Source organism: Shewanella corallii, from assembly GCF_023349125.1.
Classification (GTDB): domain Bacteria; phylum Pseudomonadota; class Gammaproteobacteria; order Enterobacterales; family Shewanellaceae; genus Shewanella; species Shewanella corallii.
The window spans coordinates 64,657-88,175 of record NZ_JAKIKT010000008.1; the positions used below are offsets into that span (position 1 = coordinate 64,657).

General features: G+C 49.0%; 19 protein-coding genes. 4 read left to right on the plus strand and 15 right to left on the minus strand.

Annotated features, from left to right (window positions below):
* Nucleotides 1-9 precede the first annotated feature (9 nt).
* The 9 genes from L2725_RS18100 to L2725_RS18135 form a co-directional block, all read right to left on the minus strand.
* Nucleotides 10-339, minus strand: coding sequence for a YbaB/EbfC family nucleoid-associated protein (locus L2725_RS18100; protein WP_115138189.1), 330 nt, complete (start codon nt 337-339; stop codon nt 10-12).
* A gap of 134 nt (nt 340-473) precedes the next feature.
* Entirely contained in the window at nt 474-3,467 is a 2,994-nt protein-coding gene (gene dnaX / locus L2725_RS18105) for a DNA polymerase III subunit gamma/tau (protein ID WP_249250248.1), read from the minus strand.
* Nucleotides 3,468-3,583: 116 nt separating this feature from the next.
* Nucleotides 3,584-4,135 carry an adenine phosphoribosyltransferase gene (apt, locus tag L2725_RS18110; RefSeq protein WP_115138187.1) on the minus strand — a complete coding sequence of 184 codons (552 nt, stop codon included), beginning with the start codon at nt 4,133-4,135 and terminating at the stop codon, nt 3,584-3,586.
* Nucleotides 4,136-4,280: 145 nt separating this feature from the next.
* Nucleotides 4,281-4,676, minus strand: coding sequence for a response regulator (locus L2725_RS18115; RefSeq protein WP_249250249.1), 396 nt, complete (start codon nt 4,674-4,676; stop codon nt 4,281-4,283).
* Between the two features lie 135 nt (nt 4,677-4,811).
* Nucleotides 4,812-5,186, minus strand: coding sequence for a YbaN family protein (locus L2725_RS18120; RefSeq protein ID WP_248935789.1), 375 nt, complete (start codon nt 5,184-5,186; stop codon nt 4,812-4,814).
* An 86-nt stretch (nt 5,187-5,272) separates the two neighbouring features.
* Entirely contained in the window at nt 5,273-5,395 is a 123-nt protein-coding gene (locus L2725_RS23275) for a hypothetical protein (protein WP_283164365.1), read from the minus strand.
* A 99-nt stretch (nt 5,396-5,494) separates the two neighbouring features.
* Nucleotides 5,495-6,238 (minus strand): HvfC family RiPP maturation protein, encoded by a 744-nt coding sequence (locus L2725_RS18125; protein WP_249250252.1) that lies wholly within the window; start codon nt 6,236-6,238, stop codon nt 5,495-5,497.
* Nucleotides 6,238-7,065: an HvfB family MNIO-type RiPP peptide maturase gene (locus L2725_RS18130; RefSeq protein ID WP_249250254.1), complete on the minus strand. Its 828-nt coding sequence runs from the start codon at nt 7,063-7,065 to the stop codon at nt 6,238-6,240. The genes L2725_RS18125 and L2725_RS18130 overlap by 1 nt, the downstream gene beginning before the upstream one ends.
* Before the next feature lie 69 nt (nt 7,066-7,134).
* A complete protein-coding gene (locus L2725_RS18135; protein WP_115138182.1) occupies nt 7,135-7,554 on the minus strand; it encodes an HvfA family oxazolone/thioamide-modified RiPP metallophore in 420 nt (139 codons plus the stop codon).
* 338 nt (nt 7,555-7,892) lie between these two features.
* Between L2725_RS18135 and dusC the strand changes: the two genes are divergently transcribed.
* Complete coding sequence (gene dusC / locus L2725_RS18140; RefSeq protein WP_249250255.1) at nt 7,893-8,852, plus strand: tRNA dihydrouridine(16) synthase DusC; 960 nt, start codon at nt 7,893-7,895, stop codon at nt 8,850-8,852.
* Between the two features lie 101 nt (nt 8,853-8,953).
* A complete protein-coding gene (locus tag L2725_RS18145) occupies nt 8,954-9,295 on the plus strand; it encodes a TraR/DksA C4-type zinc finger protein (protein WP_249250257.1) in 342 nt (113 codons plus the stop codon).
* Between the two features lie 93 nt (nt 9,296-9,388).
* Here the strand turns inward: L2725_RS18145 and L2725_RS18150 are convergent, their stop codons facing one another.
* The 5 genes from L2725_RS18150 to L2725_RS18170 all read right to left on the minus strand — a co-directional run bounded on the left by L2725_RS18150 (nt 9,389) and on the right by L2725_RS18170 (nt 21,283).
* A complete protein-coding gene (locus L2725_RS18150) occupies nt 9,389-12,037 on the minus strand; it encodes a TonB-dependent receptor (protein WP_249250259.1) in 2,649 nt (882 codons plus the stop codon).
* A gap of 421 nt (nt 12,038-12,458) precedes the next feature.
* Nucleotides 12,459-15,080, minus strand: a complete 2,622-nt coding sequence (locus L2725_RS18155) for a TonB-dependent receptor plug domain-containing protein (protein ID WP_249250260.1) — start codon at nt 15,078-15,080, stop codon at nt 12,459-12,461.
* 432 nt (nt 15,081-15,512) lie between these two features.
* Nucleotides 15,513-18,155 carry a TonB-dependent receptor plug domain-containing protein gene (locus L2725_RS18160; protein ID WP_249250261.1) on the minus strand — a complete coding sequence of 881 codons (2,643 nt, stop codon included), beginning with the start codon at nt 18,153-18,155 and terminating at the stop codon, nt 15,513-15,515.
* A gap of 436 nt (nt 18,156-18,591) precedes the next feature.
* Nucleotides 18,592-19,023: a nucleoside-diphosphate kinase gene (ndk, locus tag L2725_RS18165; RefSeq protein ID WP_115138177.1), complete on the minus strand. Its 432-nt coding sequence runs from the start codon at nt 19,021-19,023 to the stop codon at nt 18,592-18,594.
* Between the two features lie 229 nt (nt 19,024-19,252).
* A complete protein-coding gene (locus tag L2725_RS18170; RefSeq protein ID WP_249250262.1) occupies nt 19,253-21,283 on the minus strand; it encodes a winged helix-turn-helix domain-containing protein in 2,031 nt (676 codons plus the stop codon).
* Nucleotides 21,284-21,402: 119 nt separating this feature from the next.
* Here L2725_RS18170 and L2725_RS18175 point away from each other — a divergent pair, with 119 nt between their 5' ends.
* Together L2725_RS18175 and L2725_RS18180 are read left to right on the plus strand one after the other, a co-directional pair.
* Entirely contained in the window at nt 21,403-22,293 is an 891-nt protein-coding gene (locus tag L2725_RS18175) for a CE1 family esterase (RefSeq protein ID WP_249250263.1), read from the plus strand.
* A 34-nt stretch (nt 22,294-22,327) separates the two neighbouring features.
* Nucleotides 22,328-23,110 (plus strand): SGNH/GDSL hydrolase family protein, encoded by a 783-nt coding sequence (locus L2725_RS18180; protein ID WP_249250264.1) that lies wholly within the window; start codon nt 22,328-22,330, stop codon nt 23,108-23,110.
* Between the two features lie 62 nt (nt 23,111-23,172).
* Here L2725_RS18180 and fdx read toward each other — a convergent pair whose 3' ends face one another.
* Nucleotides 23,173-23,508: an ISC system 2Fe-2S type ferredoxin gene (fdx, locus tag L2725_RS18185; RefSeq protein WP_115138173.1), complete on the minus strand. Its 336-nt coding sequence runs from the start codon at nt 23,506-23,508 to the stop codon at nt 23,173-23,175.
* Nucleotides 23,509-23,519 lie beyond the last annotated feature (11 nt).

The following is a 23,519-nucleotide window of genomic DNA, read 5'->3' on the forward strand; positions in this document are numbered from 1 at the left end:
AACCCCTGCTTAGAATGGCATCTTCATGCCAGGTGGCAGCTGCATACCACCGGTCACCTCAGCCATCTTGGCCTTCTGGTTTTCTTCAATGCGGCGCGCTGCATCGTTACAGGCGGCAGCAATCAAATCTTCCAGCATCTCTTTGTCATCTTCCAGCAGGCTTGGGTCAATCTCGACCTTGCGAACGTTATGAGTGCCGGTCATGGTTACTTTAACCAGGCCTGCACCGGCTTCACCGGTCATCTCCATACGGGCGATCTCTTCCTGCACGCGGGCCATTTTTTCCTGCATCATCTGGGCCTGCTTCATCAGGTTGCCCATTCCGCCTTTTCCAAACATAGTCTACTTCTCTAAAGTTAATGTTAAGCTGGCTAATCTTACTCAAATCATGCAGATTAGCAATCTCGTGCCTGAGGCTGGCGACAGCCCCAGGACAAATCTTTGCGCTTTGAGTCCCGGCGCACAGTCCGCACTCAGGCTGAAGTCAGCCCCTGAATACCTCGTCCTCGCAAAGCCAACAAATCCTGAGGGTAAGCGACTGAATCTTCATCCAGCTGAGCCCCCATAAAACTGCTGAGCCAACGAATATTCTCGTCGCTGACCAGTGAGCTTCTTGCCTGTTGCAACAATTCCAGATGGAACCTTGCCCGCACCTCTCTGGGGGTTTCTCTTTGGGGGTCACTACCGACCTGAATTTGCAGTGTAAGCTCTCTCCCTGCCAGTTCGACCAGAGCAACCCTGAGTTGTTCAACGGCGGAGGCGGCTGCCAGGTGTTTTTGATCAGGTTTAAGCAGGAGGTCAATCTGATCGCCCCACTCCATACAGATGGAGTTCACAGCCAACTGTCTTACCCGTCCACCTATTTTCAGGCCTGACATCTGCTTATACCAATGCAGATCCAGTTCGTTACCGGTAACAGGTAACAGTTCTGCCGGCAGCATAATGCCAGCTTCTGCATCACAACTTTGCTCAGGAGCAATCTCCTCAGCTTTGGTTACACCTTGCTGTTCAGCGCTTTGCTGTGCCTCATCATGACTGAACTGCACCTGTGCCATCGCCGACTCTGCGGCCATCACATTGGTATCAGCGTTGTCAGACTCAGTATCATCTGCATCATCAGCCATAAACTCAGCCGAGAAACTATCACTTGGCGGCGGCATAGCTGCGACAGCCTGAGATTCTTCCCAGGGCGGCCTGTCTTCTTTTGCTTGAGAGACTTCTTCCGCTTGAGAAACCTCAGGCTGAGGTTTTGGTGCTTCAGGTTGCAAAGCAACTTGCTGCGGCTGGTTATCAGTGGTGCCGGTTAATACCTGGTCACCAGCAGTGTCGGCACCTGCAGACTCTTCCGTTGACTCAAGCACATCCCGGGGCTCAGATAATTTCTCATCTGTTTGAGTCTCTGGCGCGTTAGGCTTCTTGTCGGTAGAGCCAGGTCCGGCGACCTTAACACCGGGAGTTTCCTCCTGAGACTCTTCACCGCCAAGCCCCGACATCAGCAGATCTCTGGCAGCCAGCACAGCATCGAGAAAATCATCATCCAGTGGTTTCGCTGCCGGCGGCGTAACCACTGGTGCAGCGGGCACAGGAGTGGCAGGCTCGAACATCAGCCCCGACATATCCTGGGTATCTTCGCCGTCGCTATCGCCGGTAAAGTACTGTTCGTAGGATGAAAGGTCGTCCTCACCAAATGATGGAGGACCAAATTGGGGCTCTGAACTATCACTTACCGTGTCAGCAGTCGCTGCTGGAGTAACGCTCTCAGTCGCAGGAATATCCCCGGTGGTCTCAGCGTCGCCCTGCTTATCCTTAACCTGGACATTCGCTGCCTGGGTGTCGGCAGTGGTTTGTGACCGCTCATCAACACTGTACAGAGCGCTCTCTTTCTGGACCACTGGCTTTGCAGGAGTGACATTTGTACCTGACTCCGGGGCCCTGAATTCAGCAGCTATCGGGGCAGGCCCGACAGGCTCGGATTCATCTGAGTCTGATTCGCCCGGCAAGTCTGATGGGGCTTGAGCATTGGCATAGCCCATGGACTCAGCCTGACTGAGCAGCAGCGTTTGCTCAGCCAGCAGCGCATCTTCCTCATCATCAGAATCGTCAGCTTGCTCAATCTCTTGAGACGCATCCGGATTTGAAAGCTCACGGCTTTCAGGTATCACAGGCGTTTGGGCAACAACCTGCGCCCTAGGCTGAGATTCAAGCTCCTTCGCAGGGCTTTCATCAAGCTTCTCAGGTGCGGTGCTTTCGGTTGAAGACGGGGGCTGAACAGTAGCAGCCGACGTTAAGGTTTCGCTGCCCTCAGTACCGGTCGCCCCACCGGCAGGCTCAGCCTTTCCCGGCGTATCACCGCCTCCCTGGGCTGGAGTCCAGTGACCGGCGACAGATTCGGGTAAAAACGCAATGGCTCTAAGCAGTGCCATTTCGAGTCCCGACTTGGGATCCGGCGCATGGGGTAGGTCTTTACGGCCAGTCAATAATATCTGGTAATAAAGTTGGATCTGCTCGGGCTTCAGCACAGAGGCAAATTGCTTGATTTGGTCGCTGTACAATGACATTTGCGCCGCAGCCGGAGCAAACTGGGTCAGAGTAACCTGATGAAGCAGTTCCAGCAGACTGCGCAGCACTTCGTCTGCATCAGCTCCATAGCTGAGGATTTGCGCGGTAAGATGCATCAAGTGGGCAACATCACCTTTCAGCAACGCGTCCAGCAAGGCAACTACCTGCTGCTCATCTATGGTGCCAAGCATGGTTTGCACTTGCTGCAACATGACCTGGCCCGCACCGAAAGCGATAGCCTGATCAGTCAGGCTTAGCGCGTCACGCATAGAGCCATTGGCAGATTTGGCCAGCAGCGTCAGCGCCTGGGGCTCAAAAGGCAACTGCTCCTGAGTCAACACATGGTTCAGCTGACCGGCGATATCATCCTGAGTCAGACTCTTGAGGTTAAATTGCAAACAGCGCGACAGTACAGTAACCGGCAGCTTTTGAGGATCGGTTGTCGCCAGCAGAAACTTCACATGCTCAGGCGGCTCTTCCAATGTCTTCAACAAGGCGTTGAAACTGGAGCGCGACAGCATGTGAACTTCATCGATAAGGTACACCTTAAAGCGCCCACGGGTAGGACGATACTGTACGTTATCCAGCAGCTCACGGGTATCATCGACTTTGGTGCGGGAGGCCGCGTCCACTTCAATCAGATCAACAAATCTGCCTTCGGCAATTTCGACACAGCTGGGGCACTTACCGCATGGGTTGGCGGTTACACCGGTTTCACAGTTCAGACCTTTGGCAAACAAACGGGCAAGACTGGTTTTACCCACCCCCCGGGTGCCGGTAAACAGATAAGCGTGGTGAAGACGTTGTTGGCTGAGCGCATTGGTCAGCGCGTGCAGTACATGGGATTGACCAACAACCTGATCAAAGTTGGCAGGGCGCCATTTTCTGGCCAACACCTGGTAAGACATGAAACTCCCCAAAAGTTAATTAGTTCCGGGAGCAAGCTCCGCGTAGTCTGGGCACAATAGCACGCTATTTATGGACATGCTATATGGTGACTACGCCGAGCTTTGGGTGCGCTGGATTATTCGCCTTCAAACTCGCAAAGTTTGAACAATTCCAGGCCCTGAGCCTGCAAACGCTGCTCACCGCCCAGTTCAGGCAGAGAGATAACGAAAGCGGCATGATTAACATCACCGCCCAGTGCGCGGATCAGCTTAACAGTGGCTTCGATAGTGCCACCGGTCGCCAACAGATCATCAACAACCAGCACCTTGTCACCGGCAGAGATGGCATCTTTATGGATTTCCAGCGTATCGTGACCATACTCCAGCTCATAGCTTTCAGCGATGGTTTCGCGAGGCAGTTTACCTGGCTTGCGCACAGGTACAAATCCTACTCCCAACTCCAACGCCAAAGGTGCGCCAAACAGGAAGCCGCGGGCTTCAGTACCCACAACTTTGGTGAATCCCATACCCTGATACTGGGCAACCAACTCAGCAATGGTAGCTTGATAGGCTTTTGCATCTTCCAGCAGACTGGTGACATCGCGGAACATGATTCCCTGCTTAGGATAATCGGGAATGGTTTTAATGCTCTGCTTGATGAGGGTTAAGCTTTCACTGTTCATAGACATATTCAATTACTTAACTCGCCGGGAACAAAAGGAAATTTTGTGCCGGGCGTAAACAACAAAAAAGTCCACACGAGGTGGACTCATACATGCCTTCACCACATTCAAGTCAGGAGAACAAAGTGAAGGTCGCTAATCCGGGACAAGCTTAAGCCGCTTTTTCTTTGGTTGCAACTACAACCGCAGTCAGGCGTTCCACCAGCTGCTGTCTGGCATCACAATTCAGAGGTTTGTTCATGAAAAACGCCAATTGATCTGTATTGGCATGACGACTGACTTCATCAAAACTGCGGGTCGAAAGCATCACCACGGGCATGGATTGATGACGGGGATTGGATTTAAGCAGCCCCAACAAATGAGGGCCGTCAATGATAGGCATAAAAAAGCCGGTGATAACTGCATCGAACGTCTGCTGTTCACAGGCTTGCAGAGCCTGAATGCCATTGTCACGGACCTCGGTTTCCCAACCGGCCGAAGTCAACAAGTCTTGAAGTGTATCCCGACTGATCCTGTTGTCATCTACGATCAAAACTCTGTGAGTCATCCTGAATTCTCTGCTCCTGTCTCGAAAGGCGCGGGGATCCTATACTAAATAGATGACAATTTCATGAGAAAAGACCAAAAAATCGATACAAATCGGAAAAGTATACTGTATCCAAATTTAACTATTTGATGATGTTCAACTTTCATCGGGGATTACGGGCAGTCGCCACAGATAGATCATCAAGGTCACGCAAAAGCAACTGAGCATAATTTTGACCCAAACCAAAGGCACCACATAGATACTGAGGCTAAAGCTGATTAAGCTGACAATCATAGCCCTGCGCTTCAGCCCAGGTCTGACTGCTCGTTGTTGTTCCCAGTCCTTCAGGCTTTGGGCAAACCAGGGATGCTGATGCAGCCAGTTATGCAGCCTCTCGCTGGAGCGGGCAAAGCAATAAGCAGACAACAGGATAAAAGGAACGGTTGGCAAGAGTGGTAAAACAATACCAAGCACGCCCAGTCCCAAACTGGTCAAGCCGACAAACAGAAAAAAACCACGTTTTACAATCATCTGTATTCCCAGAAAAGCAAACAGCCACTCCTTAATTAAAGTGGCTGTAGAATATAATGAATGCAAACGTCAGGTAAACTGTCGACTCAAAGGATGCCAGCCAGTTTCAACCATGACAAAGTTGCCGGCAAGGTCGGAATCAACAGGGTTAACAAAAACACCGCAACATACAATCCGTTAAATGGCTCTTTAAACTCGGTATCACTCATAACATTCGTCCTTTCGCTACAACTCACTGTGACTTACATCACATTTTAGACGAGATATTATCAGGGAGTCATACTTTCAACTTACCAAGCGAACAAACTTCAACCAATCCGGGTCTGAATGATGCCTTTTTGAGCCATTTGAGTCAGTAAGGGTAAAATCCCCTGCTCTATCGCACTGTCCTCCAGCTGAGGAAAAGTACTTTTGCACCACTCGATGATACCGTCCAATGTCATACCTTCATTCTGCTGCAGCATACTCAACACCTGAGCAGTCAAAGGTGCCAACGCCAGAAACTGGACTTCATCTTCTTCATCCCGGTAAACGCAGAAACACTGGGGACGCGATGCAGGCTCATCGGGTTGATATTCGGCGCTGATGTGCTGCACCTCAAATGCATATTGAGCCACCCGGGCACAATCGGATAACAGCAGGAGATCATCCTGGTTGATTAACTCCAGCGTTTGATGGTTTTCAGACTCTTGTGCCACAGCCACCTGCAGTTCCAGATACTCGTAGTGAGCAAGCTCCAGCAAAAATGGAGGATCTGTATCCTGTGGCTGATATTCCGCGACCAGAAACTGAAGAAATTCACCGGCTATCTCAACAAAAATCGGTGTCTGGCAATCATGGGTTACAAAGAACTGCTGCACCAAGGCCTGCCACTGCTCATCCCGGTACAGACTTCTCAGTACCGGAAAACCGTTACTGACAAACCCTTCAACGTTATTGAAAAACAGTTCCCGGTATACCTTCATCCGACGGGCATCGGTATCGACAGGTAATGGCCTGCTCGGGTCCCGGATATAATCGATAAAGCTGGACTGAACTTCACGAAACGACATCAGGCCCTCCACTGAGCAGGTTGCGCCAGCTGCTGCAACTTATGAATCCTGTCTATCTCCTGCATCATCACCTCGGTAGCCGGGATATTAAAGTCACGCTCCAGTAATGTCGGATGGACACCATGGATAGCATAACAATCCGCCAGCAATTGCCACACAGGGTCAATCACATCGGCGCCATGGGTATCTACGATTAAGTCTTTGTCTTCCTCATAGTGCCCGGCGATATGAATATAGCTGATACGCTCGGTAGGCATGGCCTGCAGGAAGGCTCTTGGGTCATATTGATGATTAACCGAGTTCACATAGATGTTGTTAACGTCCAGCAACAGCTGACAGTCGGCCTCGTCCAGCACAGCATTAACAAATTCAAGCTCGCTCATCTCAGCGCCGGGGGCTGCGTAAAAGGAAACGTTTTCGAGGATCAGCGGACGCTCCAGAATATCTTCTACCTGCCTGACCCGATCTGCCACATAGTGAACCGCTTCCTGGGTGAAAGGAATAGGCATCAGGTCGTACATATGACCGGTTCCGGAGCAGTAACTCAGGTGTTCCGAGTACCTGTCAATATTATGCTCCTCGAGGAACTTCTTTACCCCTTTAACAAATTCGATATCCAGAGGCTCTGGTCCACCTATAGACAAGGACAGGCCGTGGGCAAAAAAGCGAGTGGCCTCTGTGAGTTGACGAAATTGACGACCATACTTGCCTCCAAGGGTCATCCAGTTTTCCGGCGCAACCTCAAAAAAGTTAATCCCTTCGGGCACACGCTCGCAAAACTCATCCAGCATTTCACGTCGTAAACCGAGTCCAGCCAGTTTATTCATGCTATTTCTCCTTGTCAGACAAAACAGGGCCAGCAATGCCGGCCCCGTTTTCAGCAGGTCATTTAAGTATTAGTGAGCGCCACCGCACTTACCTTCACCACACTTACCTTCTTTGCCTTTTTTGTCGCCGCCGCACTTGCCTTCGCCACACTTACCTTCTTTCTTGGCTTTATGGTCGCCGCCGCACTTACCTTCACCGCACTTGCCTTCTTTGCCTTTTTTGTCGCCGCCGCACTTGCCTTCGCCACACTTACCTTCTTTGGCTTTCTTGTCGCCGCCGCATTTACCTTCACCGCACTTGCCTTCTTTGCCTTTCTTGTCGCCGCCGCACTTGCCCTCACCACATTTACCTTCCCCGCCAACCAGCTGGTAACCGGCTGACATCTGCTCAAATCCAAATGGGCTGGCTTCAACTTCAGACGCATACACACTGCCAACAGCAACGGCACCCAAAGCAGCTGCAACTACGGTTTTTTTAACTGAACTCATACTCTATCCCTCGCAAAATTTGCTGATTGTGTTTTTGGGGTCAGCGCTTTTGGTTAACGCCGACTTGTTCAAACAGACCCGAACAACTACGGATATATTTCACTTTTTGCCCAACTTCACAAAAAATCATCGCGATTTTTGATAGGCATGCACTCTGTTATCTCACATTTAGCTGCAAAATCAAGCCTCAAAGTGTTTAGGTAGTCCCGTGATATCCACCCTCATTGGCTGCCAGCCCCATACTCAGGTAAAGCCAGCATCAGTATTCCTCTGGTACTTTGTCTGCGGCCTGTGATGGAGTAAAATTGCCGCCCTTTAACGGCAACAACGACAACCTAATGATCCCAAAAGTAGTACTGGCCCCCATGGAGGGTGTGGTCGATAACCTGATGCGAGACCTGCTTTCCACTATCAATCCTTATGATCTGCTGGTGACAGAGTTTGTGCGTGTCGTTGACCTGCCTCTGCCGGACAAAGTGTTTTACCGCCTGTGTCCGGAACTGGAAAACGGCGGCAAGACGCCCTCCGGCACACCTGTCAGAGTTCAGCTGCTGGGACAGAATGAAGAGATGCTTGCCTGGAACGCCAACCGTGCCATCGAGTTGGGTTCCCACGGCGTGGATATCAATTTCGGCTGCCCGGCTAAATTGGTTAACCGCAGTAAGGGTGGCGCGGCGCTGCTGCAATATCCTGAGCAGATGTACCGTATTGTTAAAGCAATGCGAGACGCAGTGCCGGCCGAGCACCTGGTGACGGCCAAGGTTCGCCTGGGTTACGAAGATAAATCCATGTACATGGAGATCGCAGATGCCGTGGCCCAGGGGGGAGCGAGTGAAATTGCCGTGCACGCCCGCAGTAAAGTCGATGGCTACAAGCCCCCGGCATACTGGGAATATATTGCCGAGATTCGCAATAACCTGAATATCCCGGTGATTGCCAACGGTGAAATCTGGTCTGCGCAGGACGCCGAACGCTGCGTTGAGGTAACAGGCTGTGAGACAGTCATGATAGGTCGCGGTGCCATATCTCTGCCCAATCTGGCCGCCAGCATTAAAACCGGAGAAGCGCCATACGACTGGCGCCAGACTCTGCAACTGATGCTGGATTACAGTGAGCGGGAGTTGAGTGGACGCAAGAGTACCTACTACCCGGCGCGCATCAAGCAGTGGTTCAGCTACCTGAACAGGCAATATGCTGAAGCCAGTGAACTGTTCAGGGAGCTTAGAGTCCATAAGGACACCCAGAGCATAGTGTCATGCCTTGGCCATGCGATGGATAATTTGTCGGCAAAAGACTGATCTTCAGATTAGTTAGTTGGGAGTTGATCTCTATCATGGTTAGGCAGGAGTCAACTCGTAGACTGTCGACATCAGCCCTTTTCAGATAAGCGCCCAACAAAGTGAACGATTCTGATATTCATCATCGCCTGAACGCGTTGGCTCTTGAATTGGAGCAGCAGGCAATCGCACTCTTGCCATCAACGCCATCAGAGTACAATCTGCAGCAGCTCATCAACGCCCTGGTTCAACATAAGCTGACTCAGCACAGTGTGTACGTGCAACTGCTTAAACTTGACGCAGCAAGGTGTCAGCTGGAGCTGGGGCTGTTTGGCCTGTGTGCCGACTGTGAAGAAGAAATACCCCAGCATTTACTTGATGCAAATATTACCGTGCAGCGGTGCCATCGGTGTCAGCTCAAATATGACAAAGAGCAAAGACATGAGTTAAGGCTGGCACTATAGCAGCTGGCCATTACGGAGATCATTCTCCTGAAAGCGCACTGAAAACAAAAAGCCCCGCGATGCGGGGCTTTTTCATTCAGGTTCCTGTGATTATCAGAACTTCTGGTTCACACTCAGGAACCAGGTACGACCCAGTACGTCGTACAGACCAATGTTCACGTCACGATAGTCGTAGAAACCGTCATACCAGGTTGGAGCCTGCTTATCAAAGGCGTTATTAACACCCATGGTGATAGAGCCGTCCCAATCGTGGGTATAGGTAAACTGAACGTTGTGCTTGAAGTAGTTAGGAATATCGGCCAGATAAGTCACGCCGTATTCTTCGTTACCTGACTCCTGAGCACCAATCCAGTAGGTTGCCCATGCCGCACTCCAGTTATCCATGTCCCAACGCAGGGTGGCGTTACCACGCCAGTCAGGACGATCCTGCAGACCAGACTCTTCAAACCAGTCGGACTCTGGAGTTGACTTGCTCTTGTACTCCAGTACATGAGACAGCTCAACCTTCAGGCTGAAGTCACCAATACCGGTTTCCTGGCTGTAGCGAGATACAAAGTCGAAGCCTGAAGTTTCCAGACCCCCCAGGTTACGGTACTCAGAGTGGATAACATCAATACGACCGTCAGCGTCACGCTCGATAATGTCAGGGTTGTAGCCGTTAGCAGCTTCTTCAGCGATCAGACGGTTAACACCAACTACTTCAATCTTGTTGTCATAGGTGATCTGATAGTAAGAAGTCTCAATGCTCCAGTTATCCAGCGCATCCCACACAAAACCCGCGGTCAGAGACTCACCCTCTTCGGCTTCCAGATCCGGATTACCACCGTACAGAGTTTTGTGCTGGTTGCTTGGCTGACAGTAGTTTTCATCAGCGCCTGGGTTAGCGTCACACCATACAGTATCCAGTGCACGTTCAAAGCTCAGGGCTTCACCGGCGAACATCTCACCCATGTTTGGGGCACGGAAGGATTGACCCCAGCTTGCACGCAACAGCAGGCTGTCTACTGGACGCCAGCTGGCACCCAGCTTAGGTACGACTTTGTCAAAGGTTGATGAAGCGTAACCAGAGGCAATATTACCGTCTTGCTCATAACGCTCATAACGCAGTGCAGCAGACAGGTCTACATTACCTGGCAAAGTAGACTGCAGCTCAATATAAGCACTGCTGCGGTCACGCTCAGCGTTCACATCATCACCACCTGAACCACCGGAAATGATACCCAGAGCAGATTGAGGGTCACTGGTTTGAGTAAATTCAATCATCTCGTACTCAACACCACCCACTGCGGCCAGCAGGAAGTCACCATCATCAATCAGAGTGCCGGATACCAGACCGTCAAACTGAGTACTGTTGAACTGCGCCTGATAAACACCAGTGTGAGCAGCCTGACTGTACATATCAGTCATCATGCTGTTCCACGCATCCAGGCTCATACCTGTGGTGTTGAAAATATCGTACTGCTCAGAATCAATCAGGTCCTGGACGATATCGTCATTGATCAGATTGTAGTTGAAGGAGTTAGTGGTTGAACGGGTATGCTGGGCATTGATTTCCCAGTCCAGACCGTGACCGATATCCGCATAACCCACCAGACCCATCAGGAAATCAATCGCATTATTTTCGGTCAGAGTGTCACGCTCACCGATGTGCACGGAGCGCATACGGATTTCACTGATGTCGGTATCAACCGGGTTGTACTTGTTGTCTGCTGACATGGTCGGCATGTTGGTCGACACAGGAGTACCAGCGTAACGGGTGTTGGTTTCGCTCAGATTGGCAGACGCACGACCTCTAAACTTGATGTCATCGGTCAGGTCATAACTGAAGTTAGACAGAATACTGTTCTTGTTGACGTTACCAAACAACTTGGTTACTTCACCAAAGCTGTAGTAACAGCTGCCGTTGTTGTTGCCATTGGTACCGTCAACGACGTTATCAGAGTCCGCACACAGGTCGCTGTTGGTAAAGTACTGAGTCTTGCCGTCAGCATCCTTGTATTTACCGCGGGGAATTACGCTGAATGAGCTATAGCCCGAGTAAGTTGGATCGTCCAAGCGCCATACGTCACGATCGTAGATAGACGCAGAATCATAATGTTCAAAGGTAAAGGTGATGTTACCTTTCTCTGAGTTAAAGCCTGCAGTCACGGCAAAACGATTGGATTCACCACCCTCAACATCTGGGGTTTCACCGGTATAGTTGATCTCTACACCGTCGAAATCTTTCTTGGTAATGATGTTGATTACACCGGCAACCGCATCAGAACCATAAACAGCTGACGCGCCATCGCGCAGAATTTCAATGCGCTCAACAATGGACATAGGAATGCTGGAGGTATCCGCAACAGTACCGGAGCTGGAGCTGGTACCAGGCATACGACGGCCGTCCAGCAAGATCAGGGTAGCCTGAGAACCCAGACCACGAAGGTTTACGTCACTGGTAGCACTTGCACCGGCACCATAACCGGACACACCACGCCATGAACCGAAGCTGTTCATACTGGCGTTGTTCAGTACGTCTGCCACGGAGGTTTCACCGGTTACTTTAATATCAGCAGCGCTGATCACAGTCACTGGAGAAGAAGTTTCCATATCAACCTGCTTGATACGGGAACCTGTTACTTCAATACGTTCTACGTTCTTGTCTTCTTCGGCGAATGCTGCACCAGAAAATGCAACACTGGCAGAAGCAGCCAATAATGATACTCGAATAGCTGATGCTGTTTTGGTCAACGAACTCATATCTGTCTCCCAATTTTGACTCAATGTGTCAAAACAATGCTTTTTTATAATTTGTATGTAGTCGAGACGTTAATCTCTGAGATAGATACTGTTAAACGCCGTGATAACCGTCAACGTCATTTACATAACAAAATAAAGCGAAACTCAAAACAAACACAAAAAGCGTGACACAAGTCCGTAAAACCCACGCACGCCAAGGTTCACAAATAGACACGAACAAAATTCAACCTGTTGATACACAAGCTAAAAAAGCCCAAAATAACAGACATCAAAAACACATTTAAAAAACATTATTAACAACCTACACCAATATGTATCATTACATTTCAACACCACCGTTTAATAATTACCCAACAGAGAGCCGCACTCCCCTTAAATAAAAAAAGCCGGCATGAATGCCGGCTTTTTTATTTATTTTAATTTACATACTCAAATTAAACTGCAGGTAGAAATATCTGCCCATAGTGTCGAATGAGTAAGGGTCAGTGTTGGAGTCGTTATAACCTGTGTAATATGGTGGCTCCTTATCAAACAGGTTCTTCACACCAGCGGTAACTTTCCAGCCTTTCGGCAAGTAGTAACTGGCAGAAACATCGTGATAGAACACACTGCCAGTACTTGGCGCCAGTGCCTCTTCAGGTTTGGACACAAATGAGTAGTCATCCATACCTGAGATAAAGCGAACATTGTAAGCCGCCGACCAGGATTCACCCTGCGCCATCACTTCCATGTTTGTCTTGTTACGGGCGTAGCCACCAGACAACTTGGTAATCAGGCCTGTATAGTCCACTGTGTCACCGGTTACTGTGACTTCATTCTTCAGCAGGAAGGTGGAGTCAACACTGGTTCTCCAGTCGATACCCGCCGCATCAAAGCTGTACGCCAGGTTGACGTCAATACCTGCGGTCTTTTCAGCACCGATGTTCTGCAATTGGTTGTTAAACTGCAGACGGTTGCCCGGCAGCATCTCAACTGCAGCAGACTGACAAAGTGCACTGCCCTGGTTGATCAGGTTACCCTGAGCATCAACACACTGATCAACAATGTACTGAGAGTCTACCAGTGCAATCGCGTTGGTCACTTCAATATCATAGTAATCAACAGTCAGAGACATACCGTCCAACCAGGATGGCGAGTACACCATACCCAGAGTCATGATGTCAGCTTCTTCAGGAGTCAAATTCGGGTTACCACCACGAATAGTGACCGCCTGCTCCTGAGCAACTGGATGAGTAATCATATCCATGGAAGGACTTTCACCACTGAACAGCTCATTAACCGTTGGAGCACGGAATGCGGTAGAAGCAACACCACGGAACATCAGGTCATCATATACACGCCAGGTCAGACCCAGCTTCCAGGTGCTGTCGGAGCCAAACGTGCTGTAGTCGAAGAAACGCATTGCCGCGCTCAAATCAACCTGCTGGGCACCCGGCAAGTCAGCCAACAGTGGCACAGCCAATTCAACATAGGCTTCGTTAACGTCGAACTCACCCTGAGTAGGCTCTACCTTAGGATCGTTGGCCAGTCCCTGAGAAGTCAGAGAGTCAGGTACGAACCATGCCTTGTCTTTACGATGTTCAACACCTGCAGCAATGCCCAGATAGCCTGCTGGCAGCTCATACAATTCACCGGCAATGTTGGCAGAAGCAATAAACATTTCGCTGCCACCAGAGTTCAGCTCGGTATAAACGAACTCATTGATGCTCTCGCCCTGCCAGGAAGACTGCTGCAATGGGTTGAAGGTACCGGCTTCAATGGCTTCGTTAACAGAACCCATGTTCACCAGGTTTTCCAGGTGCTCTACTGAGTCGTTGCGGCCATAGTTGATGGATGCATCCCACTGGAAACCACTATCCAGATAGCCTTCCAGGCCCAGTACCACGCGGGAGGTGTCTACAACCTGGCTGAACAGGCGGTCACCTACATCGCTCATACGACGGTAGTAAGCAATTTCGTCACCATCTTTGTAACCATGGGAGACCAGGGCATCGCCCATAGTCGCTACATCATAATCAAAGCTGGTGTAGATAGGCTGTGGTGCCATTGACTGACTGGACCAACGCTTGGTGTGCATCGCTTCTGCGAACAGGTTGATATCGTCAGTCAGCTCATAGTTACCCAAAGCAGTAATATTCAGACGCTGCATTGGAGTGTACAGGAAGCTTGATGGCGCGTAGTTGTAGCGGTCGGAGTCTTCAAACTCTTTCCACTCACCACTGGCGCTACCCTGCAGGTCTGTCACGTTTTTATCTGAGCCGTTATAGATGTGACCGAACTCTGAATACACGCTACCTGCGCAGTAAAGTTCCAACTCACCCTGGGCGTTGGTACGTTCTGCATATGGACAGGCTGAGAAGTCGCGATCCCCCTGACCTACACCGCCACGGTCCATGTATTGGATGCCCATCACCACGTTACCGCGGTCGAAGCTGCCACCCATGGTGATGTCGAAGCTCACTTCCTCACCGTCACCATGACCGGAAACACCTGTTTGCAGGTTCATTTCCAGACCTTCAAAATCATCTTTCAGGATGATGTTCACTACGCCGGCGACCGCGTCAGTACCGTAAACGGCAGATGCGCCATCTTTCAGTACTTCAATACGCTTGATCATGGATACCGGAATGGTGTTCAAGTCAACGCGGGCTGCTGCGCCGGTACCCGAGTTAACCATGCGACGGCTGTTAACCAGTACCAGAGTACGCTGAGAGCCCAAACCACGCAGGTTGATACTGGCATTACCCAGAGAACCATTGTTAACCGCAGGGTTAGTCATGGCGCCACCGGCTGAAGTCATCTTTTGCAGTACTTCATCAATGGAGGTCGCACCCGTTGCCTGAATAGAAGCGGCATCGATAGTGGTTACCGGGCTGGCGGTTTCCATATCGGTACGCTGAATACGGGAGCCTGTTACTTCAATACGCTCAACATCCGCACCTGCTGACTCCTGGGCAATGGTCGCACCGGAACTGACAGCAGATGAAGCGATGGCAAACATGCTAAAACGAACAGCTTTAGCAACTGCAGTCTGCTTTGACATATCATCTTTCCTTTATAATTTGCTTATATGAATAAAGAGGTTTTCACACAAGCTTATTTTTGGTTACTGAGACCTCTTGGAAAGAAAACTTATCAATAACATCAACAATAGCAATATGGTCGTTTGTTGCTTTTTTTGGTGGTATATTTTTTTAGTGTAAAACTGATTGGCAATATATATTTTCCAAATAATCACAATATCGAAACCAAAGGACTTTAAAGCCCTATTGCAACAGACTGTATCTTCACATTTAAAAAACATAATTAAGTTGAAAATTTTTCGCCCAGTTCAATGGATTTAATCATTTTGTGACACGTGTCACATCCCAGCCAGCATATTACTCTGTTACAAGACCTTCATCACATGGTCTGTCCAGATTAAATATCAAACAAACACAAAAAAGCCGGGAAAAATTTCCCGGCTATAATTTCATCAGAAAGTCACTTCGATGCCTAAATAGTATTCACGACCTATCACGTTGTAGTAACTCCGTGGGTAGTGTGGCCACTGAGGATAAGTAGCATCCAATTCAGGACCGGCATCAAAAATGTTATTTACACCACCAGACATTTTTACTGCATCAGTAATGAAATATGATGCGGTCCAGTTCACTTCAACATGGCTATCGACTGTTACATCGTATTCTTCGTCGTATCCATGTTCGATGAAGTAATCCATGTTATAGCCATTCATGCTATCGGTATAAACAACCAGCACATTGGTAGAGAAGTTGTCCAGATTCCATCCCAAATTCAGATTGGCTTTGAGTTGAGGAGCAGAGTCTTCACCATCAATTAGATCCAGCGGAGCTGAGTCCGGAGTCAATTGCCTTTCCCATTTGGTAAGATAAGTACCATTCAGCGTCGCACTCAGGTCACCGTGGTTAGTCTCGAAGGAGTAACCCAGGCTAAAGTCGATACCAGCCGTCTTGTTGGAAGACATGTTCATAGCCTGAGTATTAACGCTGATCAGGTTACCATTGGCATCCCGCTCAACCTTATCACCATAAACATCTTCATGATCGACTATGTACTGCGCACTTGGACTTGAGACCATGTTGTCGATATCAACAACCCAATAGTCGAGAGTCAGGTTGAAGTCTTCGTAATCATAGACCAGGCCGATGTTGTAGTTGGTACCAGTTTCCGCTTCCAGGTGAGGGTTTGGACCGACAAGTACATTAATGGAGTCATATTTGGTGCCGTCATGGTCAACCACTGTCGAGTAGGCTCGGGTAGGCTCACCAAACAGGCGTTGCATATCCGGTGCACGGAAGGTTTCAGCATACAAGGCACGAATAAGCAGATTATCAACAGGACGGTACTCTACGGCCACCTGCGGGCTGAATTGACCGCCTACATCTGACTCATCATCATAGTAGTCATAACGACCAGCCAGAGTCACGGTTAAGTCATCAATGACTGGCAATGCCGCTTCAGCATAACCGGCGTATTGTCCACGTTTACCACTTGCAGAACTGCCACCCTTGCCGATAACCGCTCCCTGGGTCGACATTGCATCAGACTTGTCGTAGAAGCGCTCCAACGAGTATTCAACACCAGTAGCATAGCCGATAGCCCCGCCTGGCAGTTCATACGGCAACTCACCATTAATACCGAAGTTAAAGGTCGACAGGGTTGATTGGCCGCGTTTGTTACCAATGAAATTAAGTGCCTCTGCATCCTCAACGCTAATCTGATCCAACAAGGACACGCCATTCTCACCGGATGTCACATAGTCGAACATGCCATGGTAAGTCGGTGAACCACCATAATAGGCACTGACTTCCTGACGGGCGATAGACCAGGAAGTATCGTATTCGATACTGTCTGTCAGGTAACCGGTCAACCCGGTAACGAAAGCAAAGTTGTTAGTTTCAAATTCAGAAGTACGTGGGCCTACCTCCAGTAGACGACGCTTGTACTTGTACTCACCATCAGCCAAATTGGCAAAATCCCCACCGAAGCCGACAGACTTATCATAGGTCTGACTCAGACCGAAACCGCCACCGTCAGTCACAGTAACCTGGTCACCATGTACATTAAATATCAGATCGTTATCTAAAGTACCTGATTCGATCTCTGTGTATGAAGAGGAATGGGTGTAATCCAGACGGGAATACCACTCATGATCATCACCAATTTCCTTGGTCAGATTGATCATAGTCGAGTAACGCTTTTGCTCAGGCATAAAGTCGCGCTGAGAGGTACGATCAAAACCACAACCTGATTTCTCGCCTAACCAAACGAAGCCGCGGGCCTCACACTCCTGAGCCGACAAGGTATCTACCAGTGTTTTGCCATCGAGCGATGATAAGCTTGCTCCGTAGGAGCTATAGCCGGCATAAGGTGATCCTGGAATTAAGTCTGTTCCCCACTCCGGACGGTCACCACTCTTTAAAGCCTCACGATCTTCATACTCAAGGAAGAAAGTTAAGTTGGTTGTTTCGCTGGATGCGCCGGTCATCAAAGAGAATTGGTTATTCTGAAAACCGCCGTCGTGGGTATCGGATAGACGATATTTGAAGGTGGTTTCTTCAACATTCTTTTTCAGAATAATGTTGATTACACCACCCATCGCATCTGAACCATAAATGGCCGACGCACCTGTGGTCAGAATTTCAACGCGCTCAATTGCCCCCATAGGGATATTGGCTGTATCGACAAAGCTGCTGGTACCGCCTGCGCCAAATGGATACTTGGGCACACGCTTACCATTGATCAGTGTCAGTACCCGTCCTGCACCAACACCACGCAGGTTTACAGAGGAAGCGGCAGGGGTAAAGCCATGCACTTCCTGCTGAGTCATGGAGCCACCTGAGTTCTGAGACAAGTTATCCAACACATCCTGAACAGAGTTGAAGCCGCCCTTTTCAATATCTGCAGCACCGATAACCACTACAGGAGAGGCATTTTCCATATCGGTACGCTTAATACGCGAGCCTGTTACTTCAATTCTTTCTACATCGTTATTAACTCCGGTGTCCTGTGCAGCAGCAATGCTGGAAACAGACACTGAAGATATTGCAAACAAACAAAAGCTCACCGCTTTTGCAACAGCAGTCTGCGTTGGCATATTCATCATTCCTATATTTGTTGTATTAGCTTTTATTAAATGTGACACAAATGCGCGCCACAACATAAGTATCACTAAATATTAAAAAATCAGTCAACAGACAAAGAACGATAAATTGGTGACCCGCCGCAACATAATAACCCACATATTTAAACAACAATCCTCAACCAAAAACACACACCCAATCCGCGTGCGGCATACAGCAAGAATGAGAGTTAACAAATAACAAACAATACTGTTTATTTAGTGGTTGGCAAAATAAAAAAGCAAGAAGTGGGTCACAAGATCATCTGCATAAAAACGCAATATAAATGCTGATAGATTGTTAAGAGAGAAGCTTATTAATTATGAAGAGAAACTGTGATTATCAAAATATGGCGGTGGGGCAATAAAAAAGGAGCCATCAGGCTCCTTTTTATTAATATTCAGCGAAGAATTAACGAGTGCGTGGGCACAGCTCTTCAGCGCTGAAGAAGTAAGCAATTTCACGCTCAGCAGAAGTCAGAGCGTCGCTGCCGTGAACGGCGTTCTCGTCGATGCTGTTGGCGTAATCTGCACGCAGAGTACCACGGGCAGCTTCAGCTGGGTTGGTTGCACCCATGATTTCACGGTTAGCCAGAACCGCATTCTCACCTTCCAGAACCTGAACCATGATAGGGCCAGAGGTCATGAACTCAACCAGTGCGCCAAAGAAAGGACGCTCGCTGTGTTCTGCATAGAAGCCTTCAGCCTGCTCTTTTGACAGGTGAACCATCTTGGAGGCGATGATCTTCAGACCAGCAGACTCGAAACGGTTGTAGATGGCACCAATGTGGTTCTTGGCAACTGCATCAGGCTTAATGATAGAAAAAGTGCGTTCGATCGCCATAGTAACAAGCTTCCTTTGTTAGCGAATGTAATAAATTCCGCGCGGATTATACGAAATTTGAGTGTTAAAGCCTATCTTTATAACGCACTAATATGTGATTTTTATCACAACCGCCATCTTGAGAACTTATGCCTCGCGCACACATTTTAGTATCAGCTGTTTTAGGGTTAACTTCTCAATCGCGCCACAAGCGACACAAGGCAAGCGTAAGCATATGATTTTAAGCAAATTAATCAAGGCTAAGACGCCAAATATTACTGACACTGGCGTCTGCGCGATCACAAACTATCCGGTAACCGGAGGAAGATACTGTGCAACGATTGGGTGCTTTCCCGGTAAAAGTGTGTAACGTCTTGGTTTCCAGAGTATTCAGGTCAAGATGGCTGAGTTTGTTTTCATCCAAATAATAAATACTATCGCCACGTATCTGCCATTTCCGCCAGGAAGTGATGGGAAATTCAGGAATAACCACTTCTTCAACCCCGGAGTCAGGGTCAAGCAGGAACAGGCCGTCAAGGTTGAACTTGGTGTAAAGCAGCCCTTTTGACGAACTTTGAACACTATAAGCCCCAGCCTGAGTCAGCTGGGTGACGGAATCACTCACGGCGTCATAGCGCCATAAATTCCAGGTTCCTTGATGCTCAGCGCTAAAAATCAGCCCCCCATCTTTGTAGACCAGGTGATGCACGGGCCTTAGGTCAATAGGCAGAAGGTTCCACTCACCCGTTGCCACTTCGAACTGGAATAGTCTTCCGTTAATAGAAGCGGCAAGAAACTCATCATTATCAGACCAGGCCAATGCGCCAAGGTACTCGATGTCTACTGGTGATGGCAGTCTGATATGCTTATCTACAGGCCCGGCAATCATTATAGACTTGAGATCACCGGTCTGAGTCAGGTAAGCCAATGTTTCGTCTCGATTAGCAAATATGGGCTGGGTATTTATCCCTGTATTATCGGTGACCTGAGTCCATTGATTCGCTGAAATAGATAAGGACTGTAAATTCACAATGCTCTCTGCTTTTTCTGTCAGCAACCGCTCAGAAACATTGGTGACAGCCAGTCTGCCAAAAGCACCACTTTTCTCAATCACCCCTATCTGTTCTGTTATGAGATTAAACTGATAAAGCCCTGAGGAGTTCGACGACAGCAAAAGGTCATCAGAGAACCAAATCAGCCCGCGTACACCATCAATAAAAGGAGCCTGAAAAATGATTTCGGCTCGCCCTATATCGACAATTTTCAGTAAATCCGGGCCTTCATCAAAATACTCAATCACAGCAAGTCGGTCTTTTCCAGGAGCCACTGCGAAGGCATAGTGCCCTGGGGTATTTCCCCATTGTTGAGCAAGAGTCAGCTGCTGACGCCGTCCGGTGGACAAGTGGTAAGAATACACAGCATATGGTTCTGATACCTTATCTCTATATTTAAATATCAGCTGCGTTCCGTCACCTGCCAACCCCAGCTCAGTCACCACTTTGGAACCACAGGAAAAAAGCGGAGTCTCGCGCCATTCGGGAGCGGAAAAGCTGACGACAAAACAATTCCGAGCATGCAGGTCGTCCAGTCGGGACGCGTAAATTACCTCGTCCGAGCCATAAATAACGTCTGTGTAGTAGTAATCGTCATTGATAGGCGCCGAAACCACGCCCTGAGCGTCGACAACCCGAATTTGAGCATTGTCAGACACTTCTCGCTTATACAAAAAAGCAACATCACCATTTGGGCTGATGGCAGGATTGAACGCTTCACCTTTTAGCTGGGTCACGGGCTCGCGGGAATCAACTAGCATTTTAGGGACCTTGCCACCATATATGGCTATTACAGCCCACACCAGGAGCCCCGATAGTAAAATCATTACCCCAAAAAGCTTAACGCCAGGGCCTCCAACGATACCGGACGAAGAGGCTGACTCAGACGACTGTTGCAATTCTCCATTACTCTCTGTTTCCTCAAATACAGGCCTCACGGTCAATTCATAACCGACTTTACTGATTGTTTTTAGCAATACAGGTGAAGATGGATTGGCTTCAATCAGTTTACGCAGCTCACCGACCGCCCTGTTTACCGCCGCCTCGGAAACAACTCGCCCATTCCAAACCTTGTTAATCAGCTCCTCTCTGGATATTGCTCTTTGGGGGTGAGAACAAAAATAGACCAGCAAATCAAACACTCTTGGCTCGCACGCCAGCTCGTCACCAGCTTTCAATATCTGCCTTTTGTGGGTATTAAGCGCAATCGTCCCGAGCCTTAAATACATCTCCATCCCTATGAATCAATTAAATATTAGCATTTCATTATCAAACCATTGTCAGTTGTTTATTACTCTTACGCAAGCTCAAGGCATCCTGCGATTACCAGCTAACAGGAGAAATAAAAATGACAAATAATCAGTCAGGATTTCAGCTAATGGTGTTACTGATGAGCATGAGTATCGCCTTGGCCGGGTGTGGCGGTGGTGACGGTAATGACAGCTCAACGCCACAGCCCACTCCCCCAACTACTCAAACTTGCGCAGGGCAGACATTATCAGACGGAGCTGAATGTATGCGTCACAATGGTCGCGATGTGATCATTTTCAGTCCGGACAACCAGGCAGCCGGGATCGCTTTGTTTCTTCATGGTGCACCGGGCCATCCTCAGAAAGTAATGAATATATTCGATGCTCAATCCATCTCTTCTGACCTAGACTTACTGGCTGCCGCACCACAGGGCAGTGACAGTTTCTGGGGATGGAGCAGCATAAACAATGGCACCTCAGTGACAGATACCGAGTATCTATCAGGCCTTGTGGACACTTTGAGAGCTGAAAACAACATCACTGCGGATCAAGTGTATGTATTCGGTTATTCAGCGGGGGGATTTATGGCCTATAAGCTTGCCTGCACCATGCCAGAGCAGTTGACCGGTATTATTTCCCTTGCTGGACAGTTCAGAGGTGAATTTGAACATTGCAGTACCTCTACCTCCTTAAAAGTGCACCACTTCCACAGTCCTTCAGATTCAGATGTCCCAATAGCGGGCAGGAGTACAGGCCAAATCCGCTCAGTTTCTGAGACCCTGGCTCATTGGCGGCAAATCAATGGCTGTAGTGGTACGTCATCACATGTAAATCATCCAGGGGTAACTTCCTCAAGTGCAGGGACCAGAACTCAATCCTGGGACAATTGCTCCAGCCAACTACTATTCTCGCAGATGGATGGGGTGCCTCATGAAGCCGCATACCAAAGTGACGTCTTACGGCAAATTTATTCATCGATTTTCGAGTGAGTTGGCGTCCACAGCGAATCATGGAGAATACTCAATGAGACTCTATCTGATTACCCTGGTTTTATTGGCAGCTTGTGGTGGAAGTGAAAGCCAGGATTCTGTGCAGCCAGACAAGTATCCAGGCAATCCCAAAGGGCCGCAAACAAATAGGACGATACCCGATAATAAAAACCACTACCCCTATCGAATCTTGATATTTGGAAACAGCCACACTGCAGGTATTGCGCCTCTCATACAGACACTTCTAAATACCGGATTACCTCAACATGAATCTGAGGTGGTAGGTGCCGGAGGCGGCTTTCTAAGTGACAACCTGTACAACCAGAGTGCCATTAATAAGCTTAAGGACGAGCGCTGGACTCATGTCATTTTACAGGGGCAGAAGTACTCTCAATCAGGTACTCGCGTCTACCCCACAACCGCCGCTCAGATATGGATAGCCAGAGCCAAAGAACAGGGTGCTACTCCTGTACTGTTTCCTGAACATCCTCAAATAGGGAATGCACTTGAAGCAAGGCAAGTTCACAACCTTCACAAGAATATTGCTGAGCAGCAAGCCAGTTGTGTTGCTCCTGTTGGGCTGGCATGGGATTTGGCGCTTGAGAAAGAACCTGGCTTACGACTCCATGCGGACGATGGCAATCACGCCGCAATTGCAGGAAGACTGTTAACTGCGCTGGTGTTTTATGAAGTGACCTCCGGCCAGTCAGCAGATTTACTGCCCTATATACCAGATGTTCAGGTCGATGAGTTTACTCAATCCTTGTTGGGACAGATCGCGTCAGAAGCTATTCAGGCAAATCCAGCCTGTGAATAACAACCCTAAAACAAAAAAATCCCCGCAACTGCGGGGATTTTTTGTGAAGCTGGCGGTTAGCCTTAGCCTTCACTCACCATATTGATGGTGTACTTTGGAATATCCACTACCAGATCACAGTCGACAACCTTGGCCTGACAGGACAAACGGCTTTCCGGCTCCAGTCCCCAGGCTTTATCCAGCATGTCATCTTCCAACTCGTCACTTGGCTCCAGTTCATCGAAGCCTTCACGAACGATACAGTGACAGGTGGTACAGGCACAGGACTTCTCACAGGCGTGTTCAATCATAATGCCGTTACGCAGGGCAACGTCCAGAATGGTCTCACCGACTTCAGCTTCAACCACCGCACCCTCAGGGCACAGATCTTCGTGTGGCAAAAATACTAACTTTGGCATAACTGCAATTA